At 58.3% G+C, this 23,724-nt stretch carries 22 protein-coding genes; 10 read left to right on the plus strand and 12 right to left on the minus strand.

Annotation, left to right across the window (positions count from 1 at the left end; genetic code table 11):
• Window positions 1-17 precede the first annotated feature (17 nt).
• From M8N44_RS01430 to M8N44_RS01450, 5 genes are all read right to left on the minus strand, one after another.
• Window positions 18-1,136 carry a DUF805 domain-containing protein gene (locus tag M8N44_RS01430; protein ID WP_249852991.1) on the minus strand — a complete coding sequence of 373 codons (1,119 nt, stop codon included), beginning with the start codon at window positions 1,134-1,136 and terminating at the stop codon, window positions 18-20.
• Between the two features lie 100 nt (window positions 1,137-1,236).
• Window positions 1,237-2,049, minus strand: a complete 813-nt coding sequence (zupT, locus tag M8N44_RS01435) for a zinc transporter ZupT (protein ID WP_102722568.1) — start codon at window positions 2,047-2,049, stop codon at window positions 1,237-1,239.
• Window positions 2,050-2,100: 51 nt separating this feature from the next.
• Window positions 2,101-3,123 (minus strand): thioredoxin family protein, encoded by a 1,023-nt coding sequence (locus tag M8N44_RS01440; protein WP_102728876.1) that lies wholly within the window; start codon window positions 3,121-3,123, stop codon window positions 2,101-2,103.
• 16 nt (window positions 3,124-3,139) lie between these two features.
• Window positions 3,140-4,141, minus strand: a complete 1,002-nt coding sequence (locus M8N44_RS01445; RefSeq protein ID WP_102728875.1) for a hypothetical protein — start codon at window positions 4,139-4,141, stop codon at window positions 3,140-3,142.
• Between the two features lie 18 nt (window positions 4,142-4,159).
• A complete protein-coding gene (locus M8N44_RS01450) occupies window positions 4,160-4,621 on the minus strand; it encodes a hypothetical protein (protein ID WP_146018153.1) in 462 nt (153 codons plus the stop codon).
• 108 nt (window positions 4,622-4,729) lie between these two features.
• Between M8N44_RS01450 and M8N44_RS01455 the strand changes: the two genes are divergently transcribed.
• The 5 genes from M8N44_RS01455 (at window position 4,730) to M8N44_RS01475 (ending at window position 10,102) form a co-directional block, all read left to right on the plus strand.
• The gene (locus M8N44_RS01455) at window positions 4,730-6,004 is read left to right on the plus strand and encodes a valine--pyruvate transaminase (RefSeq protein WP_022397290.1); all 1,275 of its coding nucleotides are present in this window, start codon (window positions 4,730-4,732) and stop codon (window positions 6,002-6,004) included.
• Between the two features lie 20 nt (window positions 6,005-6,024).
• Window positions 6,025-6,900, plus strand: a complete 876-nt coding sequence (locus tag M8N44_RS01460; RefSeq protein ID WP_022397289.1) for a YicC/YloC family endoribonuclease — start codon at window positions 6,025-6,027, stop codon at window positions 6,898-6,900.
• Between the two features lie 5 nt (window positions 6,901-6,905).
• The gene (gene gmk / locus M8N44_RS01465; protein WP_022397288.1) at window positions 6,906-7,502 is read left to right on the plus strand and encodes a guanylate kinase; all 597 of its coding nucleotides are present in this window, start codon (window positions 6,906-6,908) and stop codon (window positions 7,500-7,502) included.
• A gap of 178 nt (window positions 7,503-7,680) precedes the next feature.
• The gene (locus M8N44_RS01470; RefSeq protein WP_215451227.1) at window positions 7,681-9,021 is read left to right on the plus strand and encodes a hypothetical protein; all 1,341 of its coding nucleotides are present in this window, start codon (window positions 7,681-7,683) and stop codon (window positions 9,019-9,021) included.
• Window positions 9,014-10,102, plus strand: a complete 1,089-nt coding sequence (locus tag M8N44_RS01475; RefSeq protein ID WP_022397286.1) for a hypothetical protein — start codon at window positions 9,014-9,016, stop codon at window positions 10,100-10,102. The genes M8N44_RS01470 and M8N44_RS01475 overlap by 8 nt, the downstream gene beginning before the upstream one ends.
• Before the next feature lie 59 nt (window positions 10,103-10,161).
• On the opposite strand, the gene M8N44_RS01480 is transcribed toward M8N44_RS01475, so the two are convergent.
• Window positions 10,162-12,036: an SLC13 family permease gene (locus M8N44_RS01480; protein WP_022397285.1), complete on the minus strand. Its 1,875-nt coding sequence runs from the start codon at window positions 12,034-12,036 to the stop codon at window positions 10,162-10,164.
• Between the two features lie 131 nt (window positions 12,037-12,167).
• On the opposite strand from M8N44_RS01480, the gene gluQRS reads away from it, so the two are divergent.
• A complete protein-coding gene (gene gluQRS / locus M8N44_RS01485) occupies window positions 12,168-13,013 on the plus strand; it encodes a tRNA glutamyl-Q(34) synthetase GluQRS (protein ID WP_102728872.1) in 846 nt (281 codons plus the stop codon).
• A 56-nt stretch (window positions 13,014-13,069) separates the two neighbouring features.
• Here gluQRS and M8N44_RS01490 read toward each other — a convergent pair whose 3' ends face one another.
• From M8N44_RS01490 to M8N44_RS01505, 4 genes are read right to left on the minus strand one after another with little or no spacing between them, the layout of a single operon-like run.
• Window positions 13,070-13,564: a hypothetical protein gene (locus M8N44_RS01490; protein WP_102728871.1), complete on the minus strand. Its 495-nt coding sequence runs from the start codon at window positions 13,562-13,564 to the stop codon at window positions 13,070-13,072.
• A 5-nt stretch (window positions 13,565-13,569) separates the two neighbouring features.
• Window positions 13,570-14,001 carry a hypothetical protein gene (locus tag M8N44_RS01495; protein WP_022397282.1) on the minus strand — a complete coding sequence of 144 codons (432 nt, stop codon included), beginning with the start codon at window positions 13,999-14,001 and terminating at the stop codon, window positions 13,570-13,572.
• Between the two features lie 40 nt (window positions 14,002-14,041).
• Window positions 14,042-14,968, minus strand: coding sequence for a 1,4-dihydroxy-2-naphthoate octaprenyltransferase (gene menA, locus M8N44_RS01500; RefSeq protein ID WP_022397281.1), 927 nt, complete (start codon window positions 14,966-14,968; stop codon window positions 14,042-14,044).
• 27 nt (window positions 14,969-14,995) lie between these two features.
• Complete coding sequence (locus M8N44_RS01505; protein ID WP_102728870.1) at window positions 14,996-15,703, minus strand: type I 3-dehydroquinate dehydratase; 708 nt, start codon at window positions 15,701-15,703, stop codon at window positions 14,996-14,998.
• 363 nt (window positions 15,704-16,066) lie between these two features.
• Here M8N44_RS01505 and M8N44_RS01510 point away from each other — a divergent pair, with 363 nt between their 5' ends.
• Window positions 16,067-16,861 (plus strand): hypothetical protein, encoded by a 795-nt coding sequence (locus tag M8N44_RS01510; protein WP_102728869.1) that lies wholly within the window; start codon window positions 16,067-16,069, stop codon window positions 16,859-16,861.
• A 168-nt stretch (window positions 16,862-17,029) separates the two neighbouring features.
• Here the strand turns inward: M8N44_RS01510 and M8N44_RS01515 are convergent, their stop codons facing one another.
• On the minus strand, window positions 17,030-17,950 hold the full coding sequence (locus M8N44_RS01515) for a phage capsid protein (protein ID WP_102722555.1): 921 nt from the start codon (window positions 17,948-17,950) through the stop codon (window positions 17,030-17,032).
• A gap of 225 nt (window positions 17,951-18,175) precedes the next feature.
• Window positions 18,176-18,865 (minus strand): purine nucleoside phosphorylase YfiH/LACC1 family protein, encoded by a 690-nt coding sequence (locus M8N44_RS01520; RefSeq protein WP_180975244.1) that lies wholly within the window; start codon window positions 18,863-18,865, stop codon window positions 18,176-18,178.
• Window positions 18,866-19,053: 188 nt separating this feature from the next.
• On the opposite strand from M8N44_RS01520, the gene M8N44_RS01525 reads away from it, so the two are divergent.
• The 3 genes from M8N44_RS01525 (at window position 19,054) to secD (ending at window position 23,469) form a co-directional block, all read left to right on the plus strand.
• The gene (locus M8N44_RS01525) at window positions 19,054-19,740 is read left to right on the plus strand and encodes an outer membrane lipoprotein-sorting protein (RefSeq protein WP_215442177.1); all 687 of its coding nucleotides are present in this window, start codon (window positions 19,054-19,056) and stop codon (window positions 19,738-19,740) included.
• 129 nt (window positions 19,741-19,869) lie between these two features.
• Window positions 19,870-20,832: a polysaccharide deacetylase family protein gene (locus M8N44_RS01530; RefSeq protein ID WP_180973695.1), complete on the plus strand. Its 963-nt coding sequence runs from the start codon at window positions 19,870-19,872 to the stop codon at window positions 20,830-20,832.
• Between the two features lie 204 nt (window positions 20,833-21,036).
• Entirely contained in the window at window positions 21,037-23,469 is a 2,433-nt protein-coding gene (secD, locus tag M8N44_RS01535) for a protein translocase subunit SecD (protein ID WP_102722551.1), read from the plus strand.
• Window positions 23,470-23,724: the final 255 nt, after the last annotated feature.

The raw sequence follows: 23,724 nt of genomic DNA on the forward strand, positions 1-23,724 counted from the left end.
TCAACCGTATCCTGGAATCAGGATACGGTTATTTTTTGCGGAAGCACGCCATATTCATTGGGGCCGGGAGAGCTTTTAAGCAGCATCATGGACAGGAAGAGGATGGAAAACAGGTCCATCAGGCTGGAGGCCATCCCCAGATAGCCCAGGTAGGGCGTCATGTCCTCCGGAATCAGGCGCAGCAGGAAAATCAGCAGGAAGGTAACGATGAAAATGAGGATGGGAATCAGGATGAATTTTCCGCTCAGGCTGCTGTCATGCAGGCGGCGCACGGCCACCGGCAGGTTGAACAGGATGTTGAGCCCCGCCACAGCCGCCAGAAGCTCCAGGGAAAGCATGCTCAGCTCTCCGGCCTGGTAGAAAAAGTAAAAGGTGGGGTTAAAGCAGGCGTGCGCCAGCAGGATCAGGGTATCCTGCGGGTGGGCGGCGTACAGCAGGATTTGGCGGGATGGGGAGACGTAAAAGCCCAGCGGGTTGCTGTCCACGTCTATCATGCTGTAGCCCAGCGGCAGGAACAGGAGGACGGAAAGGAGGAAGAAGGACCAGAATTCCGCCCGTGAGGCGCGCCCGGCCACCGTGGTCAGCTTCCGCAGGCTGATGAGCCAGTAAAGGTAAAACGGCGTGAAAGGCGGCTTTTTCCGTTCTCCGGGAGTAACGGAGGCGTTTGCCGGCTGTGCGCCCGCGCGGCGGCAGTACTTGTTGCCGTCCGTCTTGCTTTCTCCCAGCGTCAGGTAGAAAAAGATCAGGTGCCCCAGGCCGAAGGGAAGCAGCACGGAAAGAATCCAGAGGCCGCTCCTGCCCGTATCATGCAGGCGTCTGAATGCCGCCGCCGCGCAGGGAACTATCAGGGCTGCCCACAGGAGGATGGTCAGGGCGTCCCCGTAAACGCTCAGCCTTGTATCCGGAATGTGCAGCCAGTCCGTCAGGATGTAGCCTGCCAGGGCCGGAATCAGGGCCAGGAGGGGAAGAGCCATGAACCACCAGAATTCCGCCCGGGAAGTGCAGCCCCGGAAATCCGCATAACGGCGGAAGCCTTTTTTCCAGCAGGAAAGGGGGGAAGGGGAGGAAGATGACTGTGGAGCGGCGGAAACGGCAGGGGTAGCAGGGGTAGCAGGGGTAGCAGGGGAGTCCGGCATGGATGAGAAGGGGGTTTCCGTTTAGACCCCCTGACGCCGGGAAATGCTCAATACGCCCGCGTCCAGGACACGGAAAATTTCTTTCCCGCAGCAGAGCCGGTCAGATCAGGACAACCGCCATCAGCAGCATCCCGGCAATGATGCCCATGATGGAAATGTGGTGGTGCCCCCAGCGTTCCGCCATGGGCAGCAGCTCGTCAAAGGATATGAAGACCATGATGCCCGCCACGGAAGCGAAGAGGATGGCCAGCACGGTGGGGGTGAGGAAGTGGAACAGGAAGAGCATGGCGATGGCCGCGCCCACCGGTTCCGCCAGGCCGGAGAGGAAGGAATAGAAGAGGGCCTTTTTACGGCTGCCTGTGCCGTAGTAAAGAGGCACCGCCACGGCAATCCCTTCCGGAATGTTGTGGACGGCTACGGCCAGGGCGATGGACGTGCCCAGCGTCAGGGAGTCCAGCCCGGCGGCGAAGGTGGCGACCCCTTCCGGAAAGTTGTGGATGCCGATGGCCAGCGCGAACAGGATGCCGGACCTTTTGATTTTGGAGGAGGAAAATTCCCCGCTGCCCTGCCCGTGGATGTCTTCCGGGCCGCGCGCTTCGTGCGGGTTTTCGTCTTCCGGCACCAGGTAGTCAATCAGGGCCGCCACGGCAATGCCTCCGAAGAAGGAGGCAATGGCAATCCATGCGCCTGCCGTGTGGCCTTCAAATTCCATCAGCCGGTGCTGCGCCTCTCCCAGCAGTTCCACCAGGGAAATGTACACCATCACCCCGCCGGAAAACCCCAGGGAAAAGGTAAGCGTCTTTGTATCCGTCCTCTTCATGAAGAAGGCGATGAAGCCCCCTATGCCGGTGGCGAGACCGGCCAGCGTAGTGAGCAGGAAGACGACGAGGATGTGGTTGGCGGAAAGGTCCATGTGCGGACCTGCCGGGCAGGGAGAACCCGGTACCCGGCAGGAAAAAATAGGTTATTTTTTCGCGGGCGCCGGAGGAACGATCATTTTAGTGGCCCGGATGGCTCCGGGGGGAAGCGGGGGCTCTTCCCCCGGCTTCAGCTGGCCCCGTTCCTTCTTGATTTCGGGCAGTTTTTCCAGAAGCCTGCTGCACATTTTTCCTTCAAAGCTGTCCGGAAGAAGCGCAATGGCTTCTTTAAGAGGCCGTTCCAGTTCATTCACCCTGTTTTGCTGCATAAGCAGGTTCACCTCTTGCATGAGGACAGCCTGTTTGACTTCCGGAAGCAGCCCGTCCTTCTTCAGGTAGCTGTCCATGATGGAAAGGGCTTCGTCAGGCTTTTGCTCCGCCAGGATGTGGACGTTTTTCTGCCGGAACGTATCGGCCAATTCCTCTCTCTGGGTATTGAGCAGCTCTTTCCTGTTCAGTTTGGCGCGGATGCCGGAAGCATCCTGCGGATCCAGTTTCGCCAGTTCTTCCAGAGCCGGCTTATAGAAGGTGCGGATGCTGGACTGGGGAACCGTGTTCAGCAGCTGGACCAGGGCGTCCCGGCGCTCTTGCTCTGTAAGCTGTCCCGCCAGTTTGGCCGTCAGGGCCTGCTGCGTTTTGAGGGCTTCCGCCGCCTTTTCCGTATCCTGCATGACCTGGTCCGGATTGGAGTAGCCTACGACGGTATGGACGGGGCGCCCCTGGGCGTCCGCAAACACCAGCGTGGGGAATCCGGTGATGCCGTAGGATTTCTTGTAGGTTTCCAGAGAAGCTTTTGTCTGTTCGTCCTGCTGCTTTTTACGCGGGTAGTCCAGTTCCACGGGAATGAAGGAGCGGGCGATGTCTTCCTGCACCTTGGGGAGGGAAAGGGCCTGCTTTTTCTGCATGATGCAGGCTCCGCACCAGTCGGAACCGGTGAATTCCAGCATCACGCCCTTTTTCCGGGCGGCGGCCTGCTGCATGGCCTCTGCGGGGTTGGTGCTCCAGGCTTCGGAAGCTCCGGCGACTCCGGCAAGGAGCGCGGCCACGAGGGGTAATATGAGTGTTTTCATAATATGGAGATGATTGTTACATGGGGGGCAGCGGAGAATGGGCGGGAGGAACCCACATGTTCCCGGAAGAGGATCCGTCCGAATCTCCCGTGTGTGTGGGCGTTTCAATTTGCGGCTTCCCGGCGGGCGGGTCCAGGTCCTCCACCACCACTTTCTTTTTGGGGGGCTGTGGAGCGGGGGAGGGAGCCGGAGCCGGAGAAGGCGCCCGGCGGATCACGGGGGCCTGAAGGGAGGCGTCCGTCTGGTTCATGGCCGTGATGTTCAGGGGGTCGCCGTAGGCCAGCATTTCCCGGATGTCGTCCGGGAGGTCTCCGGCCGGAATGGAGGTGCTCCCCTGTTCGTGCATGATGCGCACGAATTCATTTTCCACGCGGGTGATTTCCACGTTCAGGTAGGTTTTGCCGGAATGGGATGTTCTGAGGATGTCGAACTTGCGGCCGCGGGCCTTGGCCCTGGCGTCCTGGCGGTAGCGTTCAAAGTAGGAGCGGATTTCCCCCCGGATGCCGGCCACGCGCATTTTCTCCTTCTCAATGGACTTCTGCGTCTCTTCCAGATCGGATGCCGTATGTTCAAAAATGTCCAGCAGGCCGAGGAGCTGTTCCTTGGGGGCGGTCCTGTTCCGTATTTCCATGAGCTGTACCTGCTTTTTCAGGAGCTGGGAGTGATTGGCCTCCAGCGCCTCCCGCGCGTCTTTGACCGGGTCCGGAAGCTGGGAGAATTTTTCATAAACGATGTAGCCGGCCCCGATGACGATGAGGGCGAACAGCCCAAGGCACAGATTCCAGAAAAGGGCGTCTCCCCTGGCTTTCCGTTCGGCGTCTTCCTGCCGGGTCGATTCTTCTTCCGCGGCGTGTTCGGACACAACGTCCAGGGAGGTTTTCAGGCGTTTTTTAGCCGCAGGGGCGGAGGTTCCGTCCTTGTGTTCTTCGCCGTTCTCCCTGGGGGCGAAGCGGGTTTCGTCTTCGGAAGGAGGGAGGGCCTCGTCGGACGGCTGCTTGGGGGAAGGTGAGTCAGTCATGGGTTGCGTGGGGTGGGGTTAATCTACCGGGTGGGACTGCTTGAATTCGGCCAGTTTGGCGGCATACGCGTTATACTGGTATTGCAGGGCGTGGAACTCCTGCTTGCGCTGAGCCAGCGTCTTGCGCATGTCTTCAATGTCAAAGCACAGGTGCTCGAAGTCGCGGCGCTTGGAGGGCAGAATGTCAATATCCTTCACCGTGAAAGGCGTGGTGACTTTTCCCGGGGTGGAAAGCCGTTTTTGAAGATTGTAGTTCACGCGGGCGTCGTGGGATTCCGCGCGGCTGATTTCCTGGTCTATCTGGGCCAGGGCGTCCTTCGCCTGCTGGAGCTGGGCCTGGAGCTGCTGGTGTTCCGAGGAGGAATTTCCCGTAATAAAGGAGGTAAGGGCTTCATTCGTACCGCTGTCGCACGAGGTGAGGGCCAGCGCAAGGGCCAGCGCCGGACAGGTACGCCTGGTGAATCGCACGATATTGAACATGCCGGGGATTATGAACATTAACGGGGGGGAAAGTCAAACTGTTCATGCGCCCTGCGGAACAATGATTTTTCTCGCATAAAACGCGCATGCGGCTACAATGCCCGCGGCATGATGCAATTATCGGAGATTGGAGGCCACCTGACGGCCAGAACGGGTATTGATGATTTGATGGAGGATTTGTTCAAGGCCCTCCATTCGGAGGAAACAGGCCTGTGCCAGTTGAACGGTGGGAGCCCCGCCGTCATTCCTGAGGTGACGGAACTCTGGCGCCGCAGCATGGCGGAGCTGGTGCGGAATGGAAAGTTTGACGTGCTGGTGGGCCATTACGCCCATCCGGGCGGTGACCCCGCCTTCATTCGCGCGCTGGTCCGTTTTCTCAATGAACGCTGCGGCTGGAACCTGGCGCCGGAGAACGTGGCGATCACCCAGGGCGGCCAGATGGCCTGCTTCACGCTGTTCAACATGCTCGCGGGGCCTTGCCCGGGCGGAGGCATGCGTGAAATCCTTTTTCCGCTGTGCCCGGATTATGTGGGCTACCAGTCCCAGTCCCTGTGCGGGGGCGTGATGTTCCGGGGCATCCGGCCCGGCATCCGCATGCTGGACGGCCATACGTTCAAGTACGTGATTGACTTTGACCGCCTGGACATACGCCCGGAAACGGCCGCCGTCTGCATGTCCCGCCCTACGAACCCCACCGGCAACGTGGTGACGGATGAGGAGCTGGACCGCCTGCGGGAGATGGCGTCCCGCGCCGGGGTGCCCCTGATGATTGACAACGCCTACGGACCGCCGCTGCCCAACATCTGCTTTGTGCCCGTGAAGCCGGCCTGGGATGAAAACATGATCCTGACCATGAGCCTTTCCAAAATCGGTCTGCCCGGCACGCGCACCGGCATCGTGATTGCGCGCCCGGACGTCATCCGGGCCGTGGTCAGCATGGTGACCACCTCCTCCCTGTGCCCGAACAACCTGGGCCAGGCGCTGGTAACGCCCTATCTGGAAGACGGCACGCTGGAGCGCGTCTGCCGTGAAACCCTCACGCCGTTTTACCGCGGACAGGCGGAATTCGCCCTGTCCCTGCTGCCGGAACTCTTCGGAGAATCCATCCCGTGGCGCGTCCACAAGAGTGAAGGCGCCATGTTCCTGTGGCTGTGGTTCGAGGGGCTTCCCATCACGTGCCAGGAACTCTACGAACGGTGCAAGGCCCGGGGATGTTTTGTGAATCCCGGCCACCACTTCTTCTTCGCCCTTCCGGAGGAGGGGGAACCCTGGCCGCACCGGCATGAATGCATCCGCATCAGCTTCACCCAGACGGAGGAACTCCTGCGCAAGGGGCTTTCCATCGTGGCGGACGAGGTGAAGAAGGCCTACTCCCATTCTTAACCTAAATCTGACCCGTAACCATGAACAGCATGACCGGCTTCGGCAGAGCCGTTGCCCAGACAGACCGTTACAACATCCTTGTTGAAATATCAGGCGTAAACCGCAAACAGACGGAAATTGCCGTCAACGTGCCGCGCAGCTATGCGGAATGGGACGCCCCCGTGCGCTCCATCGTCCAGGGGGCCGTATCACGCGGCCGCGTGGGCGTCTCCGTCTCCGTGGAACGGCTGGCGGAAGCGGACGGCTCCCTCCAGCTTGATGAAAACAAGCTGGCCTCCCTCGCGGGGCTGCTGAACCGCGCGGCTGACCTGGCCGGGCAGCCCATGCCCCTCCAGGCGTCCGACTTGCTGCGGCTGGAAATCATCGCTTCCACGGCGGAAGCCGCCCTTTCTCCGGAGGAGGCTTGGCCGGTGGTGGAAGAGGCGCTCAAGGCCGCCCTGAAAGATTTTACCGCCATGCGCGCGGCGGAAGGAGCCAATCTGAAAGCGGACGTGCTGGGCAAGCTGGATACGCTGGAACAATTCCGCCTCAGCATCGCGGAGCACGCCCCTTCCGTGCCCGTCAGGCTGCGGGAAGCCATGCTCAAGCGTCTGGCGGAGGCCGACCTGTCCGTTTCTGCGGACGATGAACGCATCATCCGGGAAGTGGCCCTGTTTGCGGACAAGTGCGACATTTCCGAGGAAATCACCCGCCTTTCCTCCCATTTTGACCAGTTCCGCACCTTGTGCGGTTCGTCCGCGCCCGCGGGCAGGCCCCTGGACTTCCTCTGCCAGGAAATCTTCCGGGAATTCAACACCATCGGCGCCAAGGCGAACGACTCCACGCTGGCCCATCTGGTGGTGGCGGCCAAGACGGAGCTGGAAAAAATCAGGGAACAGGTTCAGAACATCGAATAACAGCCATGAAACAGCCATTGGGAACTTTGCTGGTGGTGTCCGGGCCTTCCGGTTCCGGGAAAACGACCTTGTGCCGCCGCGCGACGGAAAACGGGCTGTGCGTGTACAGCATCTCCTGCACGACGCGCCGTCCCAGGTCCGGGGAAGTTGACGGGGTGGACTACCACTTCCTGACTGCCGCCGAATTCGCCGCCAGGGTGGAGCGGGGGGACTTTCTGGAATATGCGGAGGTGCACGGCAACCGTTACGGCACGCTGAAGGCGGACATCCTGAATCTTCTGGAACAGGGGAAAAACGTGGTGATGGACATAGACGTGCAGGGGGCGGAGCAGATCCGCGCCTGCGTGGACGGCATTCTTCCCAAATGCTATACGGACGTCTACATCTACGTGCCTCAGGAAGAGCTGAGAAACCGCCTTTGCGGCCGCCAGACGGATGAAGACGAGGTGATCTCCCTGCGCCTGCGCAATGCCGCGCGGGAGGACGCCTGCCTGCCCCGGTACCAGTATTGCCTGGTTTCCTCAGACCGGGAAACGGACTACGCCGCCTTTGCCGCCCTGCTCAAGTGCCAGTCCATGCGCGTGGCGCTGATGAGGGAGTAGGACTCCCGGGTGCTGGATTTTTAAGGGGCTGTCTTTCTTTTTACAGGAGAGACAGCCCCAAATAATGAAATGGGTCCACATCTGAATCACCACGGAAGGTAAAATGTACCGTGGGATCAGGCTCCGGATTCCGGATTTGCCGGACCAGCTCAACATTGATAGATACTTCTCACTGAGAATGTTCAAGAGTGGGATTGTATTGGAAGGCCATGTCAAAAAACCTAACTCAACCATTGTTGATGATCCTCGAAAACCTCACAAGGAGAATTATTCCGTCTCCTTCACTTTTAAGGAGGCTCCCAATTCCCGTAAACGCCCTGAATATGACGACGACAAAAACAACGATTTTTCTGGTCAGCCTTGCGGTATCGGTTTCGTGACTCTGGTATCAGATGACGGTTGCACTATTTCCATTACGGACGATAAGGGAAAAAAACAGGAATGGCTGAAAGAAAGCGGCAAAGGTCATGATATTTCCAAGGGAAGAAGGGATTATCCCCACATTTTGATGCCCGGCACCCATACGTTTGACATTGAATATTCCCAGACCTATTACAATCCGGCTCCGGGGAAAAAAGATCTAGACGGAATTACCCTTTTCGTCACTCCTGTTGTGGTGGACATTTCCGTGCGGAAGCAAAATGCGCCTACGGAGAACAGTAGAGTATTGCTGATTAAGGGAGAATGCATAGAAATGGCGTTGAATAAGGATATGCTGGGACAAAAAAGCAAATTTAAAGATATTATCACATGGGAAATATGCCGGCTTCGAGCATCAAAGACACTTAATTTTGAAACCCAATGGGTTGAAGTTGGAAATGGAACAACATGTACCTACCAGTGCAATACTCCGGGAATTTACCGTGTGCGTTCTAAAATCAATGGTAAAATTTTTACATATACTCGGCGGGAAGATGCGTATGGTGGAAAAAAATCTCCTTTTTTGTGTAGGGGAGACCCGGATTGCGTAGGGGTAGTCAACAGTCAGCATGAGAAAAACCTTATTAATAGTGCCATCGCAGATTTGATGAAAAAGACTTATGCCAAATTGACCCCGTGGTATGATTTTGACAAATTGGAAGATGTTTTCCGTAACGCTTCTCCTCCATTGGATACCGCAACAAAACAGCTTTATACGGAAGCGGCTCTTCTTAAAAAAGAAGTAAAGAATTACGGGCATAATGCCTTTGGAATGAATAATTTTTATAATCAGAGCAAATGTAATATATTTGTATTTTACCACTGCCATTCCTGTGGTATTGATATTCCTACCTTCACCATCAACCTCGTCCAATCACGGGCCCCCATAGTTGCAGAATGGATATCACCAAATACAACAATAAAAGGGTGGAAATGGTTCAAGGCTTCCACTGTTTTACCTGAGCCTGGATGGCTTTGTTTCGATGATGCCCACTGTGCTATTATAGACTATGACGGTGCAGGAATTAGTGGCGGAGTTTCTGATAACAATAAAATTCTATATTTAATATTCCCGAATTATTTTAGAAAACATGAATAAACTATTATCTTATTTCTTGCTGAGCCTGCTTTCCTTTCCGGCTTTTTCCAATAATCAGGAGAGTCCGGATTATTGGAAAAAAATAAAAATTGTTCAGCAACAGAAAAGTCAATGCATCAAGGAGAAGCAATGGAAGGCCGCGGCAAAGGCGGATGCCGAATGCCGTCAGCTTATTCTTAAGAATATTCCCTTTATCTTCAATGATCTTTCCCGGTTTTCCAGGGTGGAGCTTACACAGATGGCTGACTACATCAGAAAATTTCCGGATGAAGACTATTTGCAGGCAGTTCAAGAACTGGCCAGGCGTGCAAAAGCCACGGATCCGCTTCATCAAGGTTTTCTTGAAAAAATCATTTTTGATCCTTTTGAAGGTCCCAGGGACAATTTTTTCGCCCTGAATTGGAGAGACCGGCAAATCAGAGATATTTGTAAGGAGCTGGACTCCAAACTATCTCCGAACAGCCCCTCCCGGAAACAGATCGCGGACATTCTCAACGGCCAGCAGTTCCAGGCGATGATTGCCGAGGGATTGGAAGGCGCAACCCTCCGCATGCCCTCCCGATTATCCAGAGAGGGTTATGATCCCCTATTCCGTGACAAACACGCGGGCGCTTCTGAAAAACAGCAACGTCAAGTCATCCTGGACCTTCAAAAGGCATGGAATGCCGCGTGCGCCCTTACGCTGGCCATGGATGGGGAAAAAGATATGTCCAAGACAGTTGACGCCTGGAAAGCCGCTATTAACGCCGGTCAGAACGTGATGTCCCTTCAGCCACCCGCCTCAGAGAAGGAACAGCAGGCTTTGGGCCAATTCTTTTATAAATCAGTATTTCTTCAGTACAGTAACTTGTCACCTGTGATTCACCAGCCTGATTCCCTGTATGTGCGGGTAAGTGAAAAGCTTGCTTCGTTAACAGAAAAGAAGGAATTCACGCCCCTGATTGAGACCATTCTTTCTTTTTTCCATACGATGGCCCAGCCGGATTCCTACTTGAATGAGGAGGCACTTTATCTTCATTCAGAACCCATGCGTCAGAAGATACGGAAAGAACGCCTTTCCTGTGATCCGGATGAATCCTGACTTTTTACACGGAAGAGCGGATTGCCCGCCGGGAAGCCTTTTCCGCAGAATCGTCTTTTCTACTTGAGCGGGTACAGCCAGCCGACGGTGCAGGTGAAGATGATCCACAGAAGAATGTTGAGGGGCAGCCCTACTTTCACGAAGTCCTTGAATTTGTAGCCGCCTGCGTTGTACACGTAGGTGTTGGTCTGGTAGCCGATGGGGGTGGAGAAGCTGGCGCTGGCGCCGAACATGACGGCCAGGATGAAGGGGATGGGGTTGGCGTCGAATTGCAGGGCCATTTCATAGGCCAGCGGTCCCATGACGGCGGCTACGGCATTGTTGGAAATCATTTCCGTCAGGATGGAGCAGATCAGGTAGAGGCCGGAGATGGCGACCAGGCAGCCCATGGGGCCTATGTTGTCCACCACGCCGAAGGCGATGGCCTTGGCTAATCCGGTCTTGCTCATGGCTTCCCCCACGCACAGCATGCCCAGAATCAGGAAGATGATGCCCCAGTCCACCGCCTGGTAGGCTTCCTTCGGCTTGACGCAGCCGGAGATGACGACGATCAGGGCGCCGATGAACGCGAGGTAGAAGGGGTTGAAGCGCGCGAAGAACTTGAAGAATTCCCCGTACTGCTCAAAGGAGCCCAGCAGCCCGATGAAGATGAACAGCCCCATGGCCAGGATGGCCCAGCCCTGCTTGCTGCGGTTGTGCGCGTCCGCGGGGCGCTGGCTCAGGGGAATGATGCGCTGCTTGGTCAGGATGCGGTTCATCCCTTCCTGCGGGCCTTCCAGCAGCAGGGTGTCCCCGGCGGCCAGCTTGGTATCCGGCCCCATGTCCGTGATGTTCTTGCCCTGCCTGTGGATGGCGAGCACAAAAATGTTGAACCGCTGGCGCAGCTTGAGTTCGGACAGGGACAGTCCGGCGAATTCGGAATTGTTGGCAATCATGCCTTCCACGATTTGCACGTCGCGCTGTTCCAGCGTTTCCAGTCCGCGGCTGTCGTCCCAGCCCAGGTCCACGCCCCTGGCCTCCCGGACCTGGTTGACTTTTCTGGCATTGCACAGGAAGAGGATGCGGTCGCCCTCCTCCAGGTTGATGTGTTGCAGTTCCTCCTGCATGGAGAAGCCCTTGCGGCGCACTTCCACGATTTTGGTGCCCAGCAGTTCGGACTGCATGAGGCTGACGGGAGTGGCGCCGATGTGCGGGGAGTCCGCGGGGATTCTGACCTGGAGCAGGAAGTCGCGCTGGATGCCGCCGGGGAGCATGGTGGACAGGGTGGGGCGGGACGGGAGCCATTTGCGGCCAAAGGTCCAGAGATAGAGCAGCCCCGCCGCCGCGTAAATGAGCCCCATGGGCGTTACCGTGAACATCTGGATGCCTTCATAGCCCAGTTTCTGCACCTGGCCCAGCACGACCACGTTGGTGGAGGTGCCCACCACGGAGCAGGTGCCGCCCAGGATGGTGGCGTAGGAGAGGGGAATGAGGAGTTTGGAGGCCGCGATGTTGTGGTCCCGGCAGAAGGCCAGCACAATGGGCATCAGGATGACGACCACCGGGGTGTTGTTGACGAAGGGGGAGACCATGAACGCCCCCAGCGTGATGACCAGCAGCGCGGTCAGCTCCCGGCCTTTGGCTACCTTGTTGAAAAGCTTGGAGAGGTCCCCGATCAGCCCCGTCCTTTCCAGGGAGGCGCTCAGGATGAACATGCAGACCACCGTCAGCGGGCCGCTGTTGGCAAAGCTGGACAGCACGTCCCGCGTGCTCAGTATCCCCGTGAGCATGAGTACGGCGGTTCCTGCCAGGGCCGTGATTTCCACGGGCATCCATTCCTTGATGAAGCAGATGAACAGGAGTAGCAGCAGGATGCCCACAATCCATTGCTGGGTGGCCGCTGATTCCAGCCAGCCCATGACGGAGGCGGAGTTGATGTTGAGAAGAGAAAGCATGTACTGAAAGTTGAAGGTGCAGGGAAAGGGACCAACTCTCCTACTTTCCCGGCCTCTTTCTGTCAAGCCGCAATAATTTTCCGGAAAGGGTTTGAAAAGGCGGCTGCGCTTTTTTATGGTGGCGGCGCCGCATGGATTCCCCCATAGTAACAAGGTTCGCCCCCAGCCCTACGGGCCGTCTCCATCTGGGGCATGCCCTGGCCGCGTGGGAGGCCCGTTCCCTGGCGGACCGTTTTTCCGGAAGGTGCGTGCTGAGGATGGAAGACATCGACCGGACGCGGTGCCGTCCGGAGTTTGTAGGGGGCATCCTGGAAGACCTGGACTGGCTGGGCATTCGCTTTGACGGGCCGATGATGGTCCAGTCTTCACGCTTCAGCGCTTATGAACATGCCCTCCAGGCGTTGAAGGACCGCGGGGTGCTGTACCCCTGTTTCTGCACGCGCCGGGAGATTGCGGAGGAGGTGGCCGCCATGGGCGGCGCGCCGCAGGGCGGCCGCGTGGACGTTTATCCGGGAACCTGCCGCCTGCTTGACAAGGGGCGCCGGAAGGAGCTTCTCAAATCCGGCAAGCCCTTTTCGTGGCGGCTGGACTGCCACGCCGCGGCGCGGATTACGGGCCCCCTGCTGTGGCGGGACATGCGGTCCGGAGACCAGGTCTGCCGCCCGGAGGAACTGGGGGACGTGATTCTGGGCCGCAAGGATTGTGCGGCCAGCTACCATATTGCCGTGGTGGTGGATGATGCGGCCCAGGGCGTCACCCATGTGAGCCGTGGTGAGGATTTGTTCCCTGTGACCGGCATTCACCGGACGCTCCAGGCCCTGCTGGGGCTTCCAGTGCCGCAGTGGTACCATCACCGGCTGGTGAAGGACGCCTCCGGCAAGCGGCTTGCCAAGAGGGACCGGAGCCTGAGCCTTCAGGAGATGCGTGCCGCGGGGATGCGTCCGGAAGACGTGTTCCGCCTGATGCGGGAGAGTTAGGGGATGTTCATTCCCGTATTTCCGGAGTATCTTCTTGGCGTCTTCGGCGGCTTCCGTCAGGAAGGCCGGGTTCGGGAGTCCGGTTGCGTTTTTTCCGCGGTGGGGCGGCTTCCGCGTTTTCCGATGCAGAGAAGGCATGCCCAGGCCGCCGCCATGGTTAGCAGAAGAAGGGCACAGAAGGTCACCAGCAGATTCAGGTGACCCAGCGGGATAATCCATGCGGGCGGCATGATTGCCGTTCCCGCCAGTACCTGGGGAAGCCAGTTGAGGGCAGCCTGGGAAAGCTGGGTGATAAGCGTGAAGGCCAGCCCAGCGGCCAGCGTGAGACGCACCGCCGGAAGAACCGGGCGGAAGGTTTCACGGACGTTTTTTTTCATGGCCCATGCCGTTCCGGCGAACAGGACCGCAAGGAGCAGGGGGGCCAGCAGCGCTGCGGAAGGAATGCTGTTCCAGTAGTTCCACGCACAGAGGGGGGAGACGGCCACCAGGAGGCCGGCGATTTTAATCAGGAGGCCCCGGTGTGGCGGGGCGGGTGCCGCAGCGTGGTTCATTTCCGTTAATCGGGCCAGACGTTGCCGGGCGTGCTGCCCTGGGTGATGACGACTTCCTGGCCTATTTTCAGGGTGAAGTTGGGCGTTACTTCCTGCTGGACTTCCACGAGTTCGTTCGTGTCCTTGAGCTTGACGCGCACGCGGATCATTTTGGTGGCCTCCACCCTGCCGTCCACGATGGAGCCGGTGGCGGAAGCCAGTTTGGAGGTGCCCATGCCGATGATGCCGGGCGTCATCGCTTCCGCCGCCGTGCCCGCCATGTTGGCGAAGGTGCCGTCATCCGCGGAGGTCAGCACGTTGATTTCCTTGATGCGGACCACGTTGCCCAGCTTGATGGTCGTCACCTTCCCGGTGGCGATTTCCAGAGTGCTTTTTTGAGTGCAGGAGAAGAAGGTGGGGAGAATGAGAAAAACGGGAATGAATTTAAGCAGATTCATGATACACGTATGTTACTACGTTGGGAAAAGGAGGCGTTTTTCAGTGTGCGGGCAGAATTGTGTACGTGGCCAGGTACAGCAGCAGATGGAGGGAGGCGAGGGCCAGCACCTTGTTCATGCGTTTGTCCGCAGGCGTTTTGCGGATCAGGAGCATCAGGTAGCCGCCGAAGAGGATGGCGGGAATCCACATCCACCACGTATGGGAGAGGTTCAGGTGCAGGGCCCGGCTGGACGTGGGCAGCGTGATGTAGGCCGCCAGGATGAAGGCCTGGGCCATGGCGCGCGCTTTTCCCTCCCCCAGCCGCACGGCCAGCGTGCGCTTGCCCGTGGTGAGGTCTTCCTTTCTGTCGCGGATGTTGTTGACGGCTATCATGACGGCGCACAGAAGGCCGCACTGAATGCCCACCACGATGCCGGCGTTGTACACCGCCAGGGATTCCACCAGCGTGCCGGGGACGACCGGAGCCGTGCCTATCTGCACCAGGATGGTTCCCAGGACGGCCACCAGGCCGAAGAAGAGGATGACGAATATTTCCCCCAGACCCTTGTAGGCCAGCGGCCATGGTCCCCCCGTGTAGCCGTAGGTGAAGTAGAGGGACGGAATGCCGATGGCGATGATGGGCCAGCCGCGCAGCTCAATGAGGGGGAGCGCCAGCAGGCACGCGCCCAGCAGGAAGGCGAGGCCGATGATCATGACCGTTCCGTGGGAGAGCGCTCCGCTGGCCGTCATGCGCACGGGGCCGGTGCGCCGTTCCGTATCGGCGTGCTTGGCGTGGTCAATGGCGTCATTGAAAAAATTGCAGGCAATCTGGAGGCAGAGGCAGGAGGCAAGCGTCAGGAGGGCCAGGGCCGCGTTCCAGTTTCCGGTCAGTTTCTGCACCACCATGCAGCCTGCCCATACCGGAATGAGGGAGGCGGTGAGTGTTTTGGGGCGTGCCGCCAGAAAGGCGGAAGTAATGATGTTCATGAGAGAGCGGAAAGAAAGGCTCCGGAATCAGCGGAGAATAGGGCCGAGGTGGCGGAGGGTTTCCTTGATGAGGGAGACGTGCCACTGGCCGGGCGCCGTCTCTTTTTCCCCCAGGTAGCCGTACACCAGGCAGGAGCCGAGCTGGGAGTAAAGCAGGCGGGAGACGGGCCCCATGGGTCCCATGCCCATGACGGCAATCGGCCCCTTGGGTTTGGTGAAAAGCTGCACGCCCGTCTGGATGTCCGAGGCGAGGCACGGGGTGAACGCGAATTTGACGATGTCCGCCTTGTGGGCGCGCGCCCGTTTTTCCAGTTCGCGCAGGTAGTCCACGCCCGGCGTGATTTGGAAGTCATGGGTGGAGCCGATGACGATGACATCCCGTGCTCCCGCTTCCATGATTAGTTCCCTGGCATGCCGCATGGCCTTGATTTCAATGTCCATGGCGGTGGCGTACGGCATGTAGGCACGGATCAGGGCAAAGCGCTCCTCTTCCGGAATGCGGCGCAGGCCGCCTTCTTCATGGCAGCGTACAGTGACCAGCAGGGGCATCTCCGGCCTGAACTCCATGACCTGCTCCGTCGTGAGTTCCGGGGGAAGGGCATCCACGCGCAGTTCCACCCAGTCGCACTGGTCTGTTAAATCTTTTCCTTTCAGCGTTTTCCACAACTCCCATGAGGTGACGGACGCAACGATTTTCGGCGGATAGGTCTGATGTTCACGTACAATCTGCTGCATACATCCTACTATTCCAGTAAAGAAAGGAAGGTCAATCTTCTATTGAGGTGTTCCTCCTCATTTTGCGTCCGTATTATGTCAGTTCCCCAGCCTTGTTCCTTCCGGAGCTGTTTGCCTTAATCCTGTGCCAATCCTATTGTGCGGCTCCCCTGCGAATGGCTTGCGGGGCGCCAACGCCGGCAGCCATTCAGCTATCCGGACAAGATTGTTTCATAAGGTTCCGTTTTCTTTTCCGGCGGAGGGCGTTATTTTTCAATCTCCAGATGTTAAGAACATATTGAGAAGGGAGGGCAGGCTTGAAAAAGGCGGCCTGACGGCGTTACGTAAAAATCTGTGAATATGTTTTGGTCAGCGTTACTGCGAATGGGGCGGAATCCTTTCTGGGCGGCTTTGGATGTCGTGCTGGTGGTAAAGACGGAGGAAGGGGCGTCCGGCCATCCGGAATGGTCCTGGAAAGCGTATGTTCCGCATGGCGTTCCGGTTCATGAACTGGTTCCCGTAGACGTTCCTTCTCCGGGAGGGGACCGGGATGGGGCCTCTCTCCGGGCGGAGAGGCGGAAAGCGGCCCGGGTGCTGGGGCACCAGGCGGCTTTGGCTCTTGCTTCTTCCCGTAATTTCACCCGTTTCATGGTCGTGGAGGAAAATTGCCGTTTCAGGCTCCCGGTAACGGGCACCATGGCGCGGATGCTTGGGCAGTTGCTGAATGGATGCCGGGAAAGAACAGCCTTGTTTTTAAGTGAACCGCATCTTTCTCCCCATATTGCCTGCTCCGTGGCGAATGGGGAAAAGTCCGCTCTATTGCGCGTATCGGATATGGCTGCCTCCGGAGCGTATGTGATGAACCTTTCTTTATGTGACCGTGTTCTTCCGGCGCTTCCATCTGGTCAGCGGGTCTGGCCATGGCTGAGGTATTATGGTTCCCTGGAAGAATGGTTTGCCCGGTATTTGGGCCGCTACGGGGATTTATATGCCCTTTCCCCGGCGCCTGTTTCCTGCGGGGTGGGAGCGCCCATGCCCGCCCTCTGCAAATCCATGGGACACTTCAATAACGCACGTACCAAATATACGGATCTGTCCTATCTGGTAAATCCGGCGATCAACTCATGGCGCTGGCTGAAAAGCCTGAACCTTTTTGCCGGAAAGAAGGGGCTTCCGTGAAACCGCTGGAAAGCGCCTTGTGCCGGCAACGCCATGTTTCCGGTTGCGGAGCGGAACGCTTTCGTCATTGGGACCGTCGTTTTCCGGAAAACAAGAGCCCCGGACCGCAGAACGGCCCGGGGCGTCTCCCTTCATGGATGAAGAGAGGGTGTTAATGGTGCATGCGGCCTAGTTGGCCCCTTCGTCGCACAGGATTTTGACGAAGCCTTCTTCCTGGAGACGGGTGGCGCCGCAGGCGAACTTGGCGCGGATCTGGAGGGCTTCCTCCATGTCGTCGCGTACGGAAAGCTTCACCTTGAAGTCGTTCCAGATGCCGAACTGCGCCTTGCTCTTCACCCAGGCCAGGCAGGAACGGGTGCCGTCCTCCGCCTTCGGAAGCCGCTGGGTACGGATGAACTTGAAGCCCATGAAGGTGTCTATCTTGCCTTCCACCAGGGCTTTCACGTTGTTGAAGTCATAACTGCTGACCTCCGTTTCCCGCAGCAGGCTCATGATCTGGGAGCTGGTCACCGCAATGACGAGCTGGTCGCCGAACTGGGGGGCATCCTGGTTCCATGCCTCGTTTTCCTCAAAGAGCTGGAGGGCCGCGCGCAGCTTGGCTACCGTGAGGTTGCTTGCGCCCTTGGTCCCGCTGTCCACGTGGTCCACGGCGATCTGCTGGCTTTCCTTGAACGGAACGGCGGTCATGCCGTCTTCCCCCACGTAATTCGTGTCCAGGAAGGCGGAGATCATCACGTCGTCCATGCGGCGCCCTGCGGCGGCCTGGAGTCCTTCAATCGTCTTGCTGACGGGAAGGTCCATGTCGCCCAGGCGGGTAGCGTCGAATTCGTCGTAGCCGATGGCCTTGGTGAAGGTGCGCGGACGCATGGAACGGCGCGTGGTGGGCGCCTCGTTCAGAACGGTCTGGCCCACGCGGGTGGTTTTTTCCGTGAAATCCAGAACGCCGAATTGGTCCAGAAAGACCACCTTGCCGCTCAAGTCGCGCATGACGCTGACGTACTTGTCCAGGCGGGAAGCGTGCTGCTGGAGCAGGGTGCCCCATTTCCTGGTGTATTTTACCTGATAATTGTCGCTGATTGTTACTGCCATGATTGCAAATGTAATGATGTTTGAATGCGGGAACGGCAACTTGGATTATCGGGTCCGGAATAACCGGAACGGTCCTGCCGCGGTGGGATGCGGCCATGTCCCTTGCGGGATTGCGGGCCGGTCCCGTCCAGCGCCAACGGGTATGGGCCACCTGCAAAAAAAACGCACCACGGCGAAACCGTGATGCGCTGGGTAAAAGGAATGAAAGGCGCTGCCTTTCCGCTGTTAAAGAATGATCGGGTGCGGGCGGGTGGCGTGGTCCGGGCCGAAGAGGGCCAGCATGCGGCCCGTCTGCCCCTTCTCCACGCGGTAGGAGTAGAAGCGCTTGGTATCCGCCGCCGTGTCCAGTCCTGAATCGTGAATCTGGTCTTCCGGCACCCCTTCCTCAACGAGCTGGGCCTTGATGGCCGTGGGGATGTCTTCCTCATAATGGGGGGGACGGATGCAGGGGGAGATGACGGCAATCAGGTTGGCAGGGTCCACCCCCAGGTATTTCTTCATGGACTTGATGGTGTTGGAAACGATGTTGCCGGCGGTTCCAGCCTTGCCTGAGTGAATCAGGGAGCGGTGGCAGTTTTCCTTGTCGTACAGCCAGACGGCGGCGCAGTCCGCCACGTAAATGGCAAGCACGCAGTCGGAAACTCCGGAGCAGATCAGGCTGTCCACGCCTTCCACGGGATAGTTGGAGCCGATGTCCCCCACCAGGGCCACCCTGGTGCCGTGCACCTGTTCGGCGCGGCGCAGGTCCTTCCACCGCCAGCCCAGGGCCTCCACTTCCGCCTTGTGGTACGGTTCCAGCCGTTCCAGCACGGTTTCGCGGTCTCCGGTTACGTCCACCCCCGGGATTCTTTCAATAAACTGGACGATTTCCCCAGGATAGGACTGGATGGGCTTCAAGAATGCAGGCGTTTCCATAATTGATGGATCAATAGATGTCGTTGGGCACATCTTGTCGTTTTGTATTACCTAGTCGAGCAAAATCTAGCGCAAAATGTCACGGACGCCGCCCGGTGACTGAGAAAAGGTTTTTTTCCGCGTTTCCGGAGTGATATGAGCAATTCATGCTGCGCAGATATTCTTTGCTTTCCACTTTTTTCGCGGGGATGGCCGCCATGGTCCTTTCCCTGGCTCCTTCATTTTCCCAGGCCGTACCGGATGCCGGGCAACTGCTGAAAAGGGTTCGCCAGGGGGCGACCCTCCAGGAGAACAAGGACATCAAGGGGCAAATACGCAAACGCAGCGTGAAAGTTCCCTTTTCCATGAGCTTGCGCGGCAACCTCATTGCCTTCCAGTACCAGTTGAATAACGTCTGGAACAGGTTTGACCTGAAATTCAAGGACCGCGGCCAGGAAATCCTTTCCTGGAAGGACGGGAAAGCAGGCGTTCTGCCGGTCGCCCAGTACGCGGTGCCCATCGCGGGGACGGACGTGACGTATGAGGACCTCTCCATGCGCTACCTGTACTGGCCCCAGGCCAAAATCGTCCGGGACGACGCGGCGAGCACGGTGAAGGGCCGGGACTGCTGGATTGTCCAGATTCCGAACCCGAACCCCAAGGTCGGGCAATATGCCTGGGTGCGCGTCTGGATTGACAAGGAAAACGGAGCCATGTGGCAGGTGGACGGCATTGACGGCCGCGGGGAACTGGCTAAAAGGTTCATGATTGATTCCGTGATGAAGCTGAAGGACGGCTCCTGGTTTTTCAAACGGATGAAGGTGGAGGTTCGGGACCCCTCCAATCCCCGCAGAACGGTATCTGTCAGCTATATCGACATGGACAGTCCGGAATAATCCCCCGCCTCGTTCCCGCGGGCGCCCTTCCCAGGGAGGGGAAGCCTCCTTCTTTTTCATGCCGCACGGATGGATGATTTAGGACGTGACAAGAAGGCGGGATGGGCGTACATCCTCCAAAAACCTGTTATGAAGAAACGTTTATTCCTTGCATGTGCCCTGGCGCTCGGGCTGTCCGCCTGTTCCCAGCATCAGGAGCAGCCGGTGGAGTCCGGCGCTCCGGTGAAGACCTCCCTTTCTCCCGTGACCGCTCCGGGGAAGAAGCCGGACCGCCCCGCCGTGAAGCTGCCCCCCAAGTCCGTGCAGGTGCCGTCCGTGAGCCCGTCCTACAACAACACCCCACTTTCCCCCCGCATTCCGGGAGTGACGGTCAGCCGCGTGGCCGTGCCGGACAAAGTGGTGGCCCTCACCTTTGACGACGGTCCCCACGGGACGCTGACCCCCAGGGTGCTGGACATCCTGCGGGACAACAATGTCAAGGGAACCTTCTTCATGCAGGGCTGCAACGTGAAAGCCCATCCCCAGGTAGTGCGCCGCATGGTCAGTGAAGGCCATGAAGTGGGCAACCATACGTGGAACCACGCCTACCTGAGCAAGGTATCCCGCGAAAAGGCGGAATCCCAGCTCCAGAGCACCAATGAAGCCATCCGCAACGCCTGCGGCATTGTTCCCGTGGTCATGCGCCCCCCCGGAGGCTACACGAACGCCGGCGTAGCTTCCTGGGCCCGCCAGCGCTTCGGCTTCACCACCATCATGTGGGACGTGGACACGAATGACTGGCGCAAGCCCGGCTCCTCCGTGGTGGCCGCCCGCGCCGTAAACGGCGCCAAGCCCGGCTCCATCATCCTGGTGCATGACATCCACGCCTCCACGGTGGCGGCTGTAGACGCCATTGTGAAAGGGCTGAAAAACCGCGGTTATGAGCTGGTGACCGTTTCCGAGCTCATCCGGCGCGGACGCGCCGCCGCCGGCCATGCTCCTTCCATGCCCGCTTCTCCCGCCGTTCCGGATTCCTCCCCCCTTTCCGCGCCCGTGATCGTCACTCCCGTGGCGCCCGCCCCCGTTCCCGTTGAAACGGTGGCAGGCATGTAATCTCCGGCGTTTCCCCTTTTCCATTCTTCTTTCAACCCGGTTTCCGCAGGGAAACCGGGTTTTTCATGCCCGCGGCGGAGCTCGTTTTCCGGAGGTCCGCAGGGGGTGGCTTCCTCTTAACGGGTACACGCACAGAAGGCTTGACCTGCTGGCGAATTTCTCCACAATCCCTTGCCGTATTACTCACACCCAATCCGGATTGAAATGTCTATGAATCTCCTGGCATCTGCCGACACTCTCCCCGCGGCTGGCGGAATGTCCGCTCCTCTCGCGTTTATTTACGATCTCTTCAACAACCCTCTCTTCATTTTCATTGGCGGTCTGGTATTGCTGGGTGTGTTTTTCTGGTACCTGGGTTCCGACCAGGACAAGGTCAAGCGCAACGCCGGCACGATCTTCATCATCGGCATTGCGTCCTTTTCCCTGTTCTCCCTTTTCCAGCAGGGCTTGAAATACGGCATTGACATTGCCGGGGGCGTCTCCTTCACGCTGAGCGTAGAACCGAACATCGGGGATGACGGCAAGCCCATTCCGCTGACGGACCAGGCCATGGAGCAGGCGTGCGTGATCCTGACGGAACGGCTCAACAGCACCGGAGCCAATGACGTCATCATCCGCCCGAAGAAAAAGGACAACCTGAACCTCATTGAAGTGCAGATTCCCGCCGCGGACCCTGCCAAGCGCGAGGAAACCAAGGCCATCCTGACCAAGGTGGCCAAGCTGCAGATTCTCCCCGTCCATCCGCGCAACAATGAACTGGTGGCGGAAGGCCGCATCCGCGTTCCCGGCTACAGGATGTATGAATACACCTTCAAGAACGGCAAAAACGAGGACGTCACGGAAAAAATCTTCCTGGAAAAACGTGAATCCCTGACGGGCAAGGACATCGTGCGCGCCGGGGTGGACCTGGCCCGTCCCGGCCATGTCAACGTCACCCTGAGCAACGAGGGGGCGGACAAGATGTACAACCTGACTTCCCGCATGCAGCTGGGCCACGACCGCATGGCCATTGTTCTGGATGACGTGGTCAAGAGCGCGCCTACGGTTCAGGCCATTCTTTCAAAAAGCTTTGAAATCAGCGGACTGGATGCGCCCGGCGAGGCGGAGGCCCTGACGAAGGTGCTTTCCAACCCCCTCACCAACAAGCTCAACTTTGAATCCGCCAGCGAAATCTCCGCCTCCCTGGGTCATACGGCTCTCCTTCAGGGGGAATACGCGGGCATCACGGGGCTGATTCTCTGCTTCATCATGATGATCATCTACTACCGCTTTGCCGGTCTGGTGGCTATCATGGGCCTGACGATCAATGCCCTGCTTCTTCTGGGGGCCATGTCCATCTTCGGGTTTGAGCTGACGCTGCCGGGTATTGCCGGTATCGTGCTGACCCTGGGCGTGGCGGTGGACGCGAACGTGCTGATTTACGAACGCCTGAGGGAAGAAAAGGAAATGGGGCGCCCCTTCCGCGTGGCTATCCGCAACTCCTTTGACAAGGCTTTCTCCGCCATCTTTGACTCCAACATCACCTCCCTCATTACCGCCGTCATCCTGTACTGGATGGCCACCGGCACCATCAAGGGCTTTGCCGTTACGCTGACGGTGGGCGTCATCACCTCCATGATCGGGGCGATTCTCGTCACCCGCGTCCTGTTCTACTGGGCGGATACCATCGGCATGATGAAGGACCTTAAATTCCTGAATCTCTTCAAGAAGAAGAGCAACATCAACTTCATGGGCCAGAAGGTCTGGTCCTGCTCCCTGTCCGCCATTCTGCTGCTTATCTGCATCGTGGTGGGGGCCATGAAGGGCAAGGACTGCCTGGGCATGGACTTTACGGGCGGTTCCTCCATCTCCTACCTGGTCAACAAGGGAGACATCTCCTTCCGGGAAGTGGAAGGTGTCGTGAACAAGCTGGCCCTGACCCAGAAAGCCACTGTGCAGGAAGTGGCGGAATCCACGGACAGCAGCAAGGTGAACATCCTGATCAACTTCTCCGACAACGCCCTGGACAAGGCGGCCATCACCACGGCCCTGGACAAGGCGTTCCCCGTGCTGGACAACGCACCATTCAGCGAGGAAACCATCGGGCAGTCCATGGGATACGATACGCTCATCACTTCCGCCTGGGCACTCTTCTTCGGCATTCTGGGCATCATGGTTTACCTGACGGTGCGGTTTGAATGGACCTTCGCCATCGGCGCGGTCATCGCCCTGACGCATGACGTCCTGCTGGTGCTGGGGCTGGTGATCATCAGCGGCACTGAGCTGAACGTCATCCACATCGGCGCGCTGCTGACGGTGGCCGGCTATTCCATCAATGACAAAATCATCGTGTTTGACCGCATTCGCGAATTCCTCCGCTTCTCGGACCCGAATGAAAGCGCGTCCCAAATCATGAATGAAGCCATCAACCAGACGCTTTCCCGCACCATTCTGACCTCCCTTTCCACACTGGCCGTGCTGGTGTGCCTGTACTTCTTCGGCGGCCCTTCCATGGAGGACTTCGCCTGGACGATTTCCGCAGGTATTCTGATCGGCACGTACTCCTCCATTTTCATCGCCTCTCCGGCGGCCCTCCTCTTCTCCCGGAAGCACGGTCTGCATGAGGAAGTCAAGCAGGCCATGAAGGCCGGAGCCTGAGGCGCGGCAGGAAATTGATTCGTTAACTCTGACCGGGGGAGGCCGCATGCCTCCCCCGGTCTGTTTCTTGGTGGAAGGAAGGGGAAGGGTTAAGTAAGTCCGAGAGAGTTTGCTAGGTAAGAGGGGTAAGAGGGGTAAGAGGGGTAATGATGGGAATTCCCTATAATCCCTAAAGTTCCCTATGATTCCTATAACCCCTAATTCCTTTTCCCTTTTCCCTGATAAGAAAAACCCCGCCTGCCGTAAGGCAGACGG

This window comes from Akkermansia massiliensis (genome assembly GCF_023516715.1).
In the GTDB taxonomy this organism is placed as follows: domain Bacteria; phylum Verrucomicrobiota; class Verrucomicrobiia; order Verrucomicrobiales; family Akkermansiaceae; genus Akkermansia; species Akkermansia massiliensis.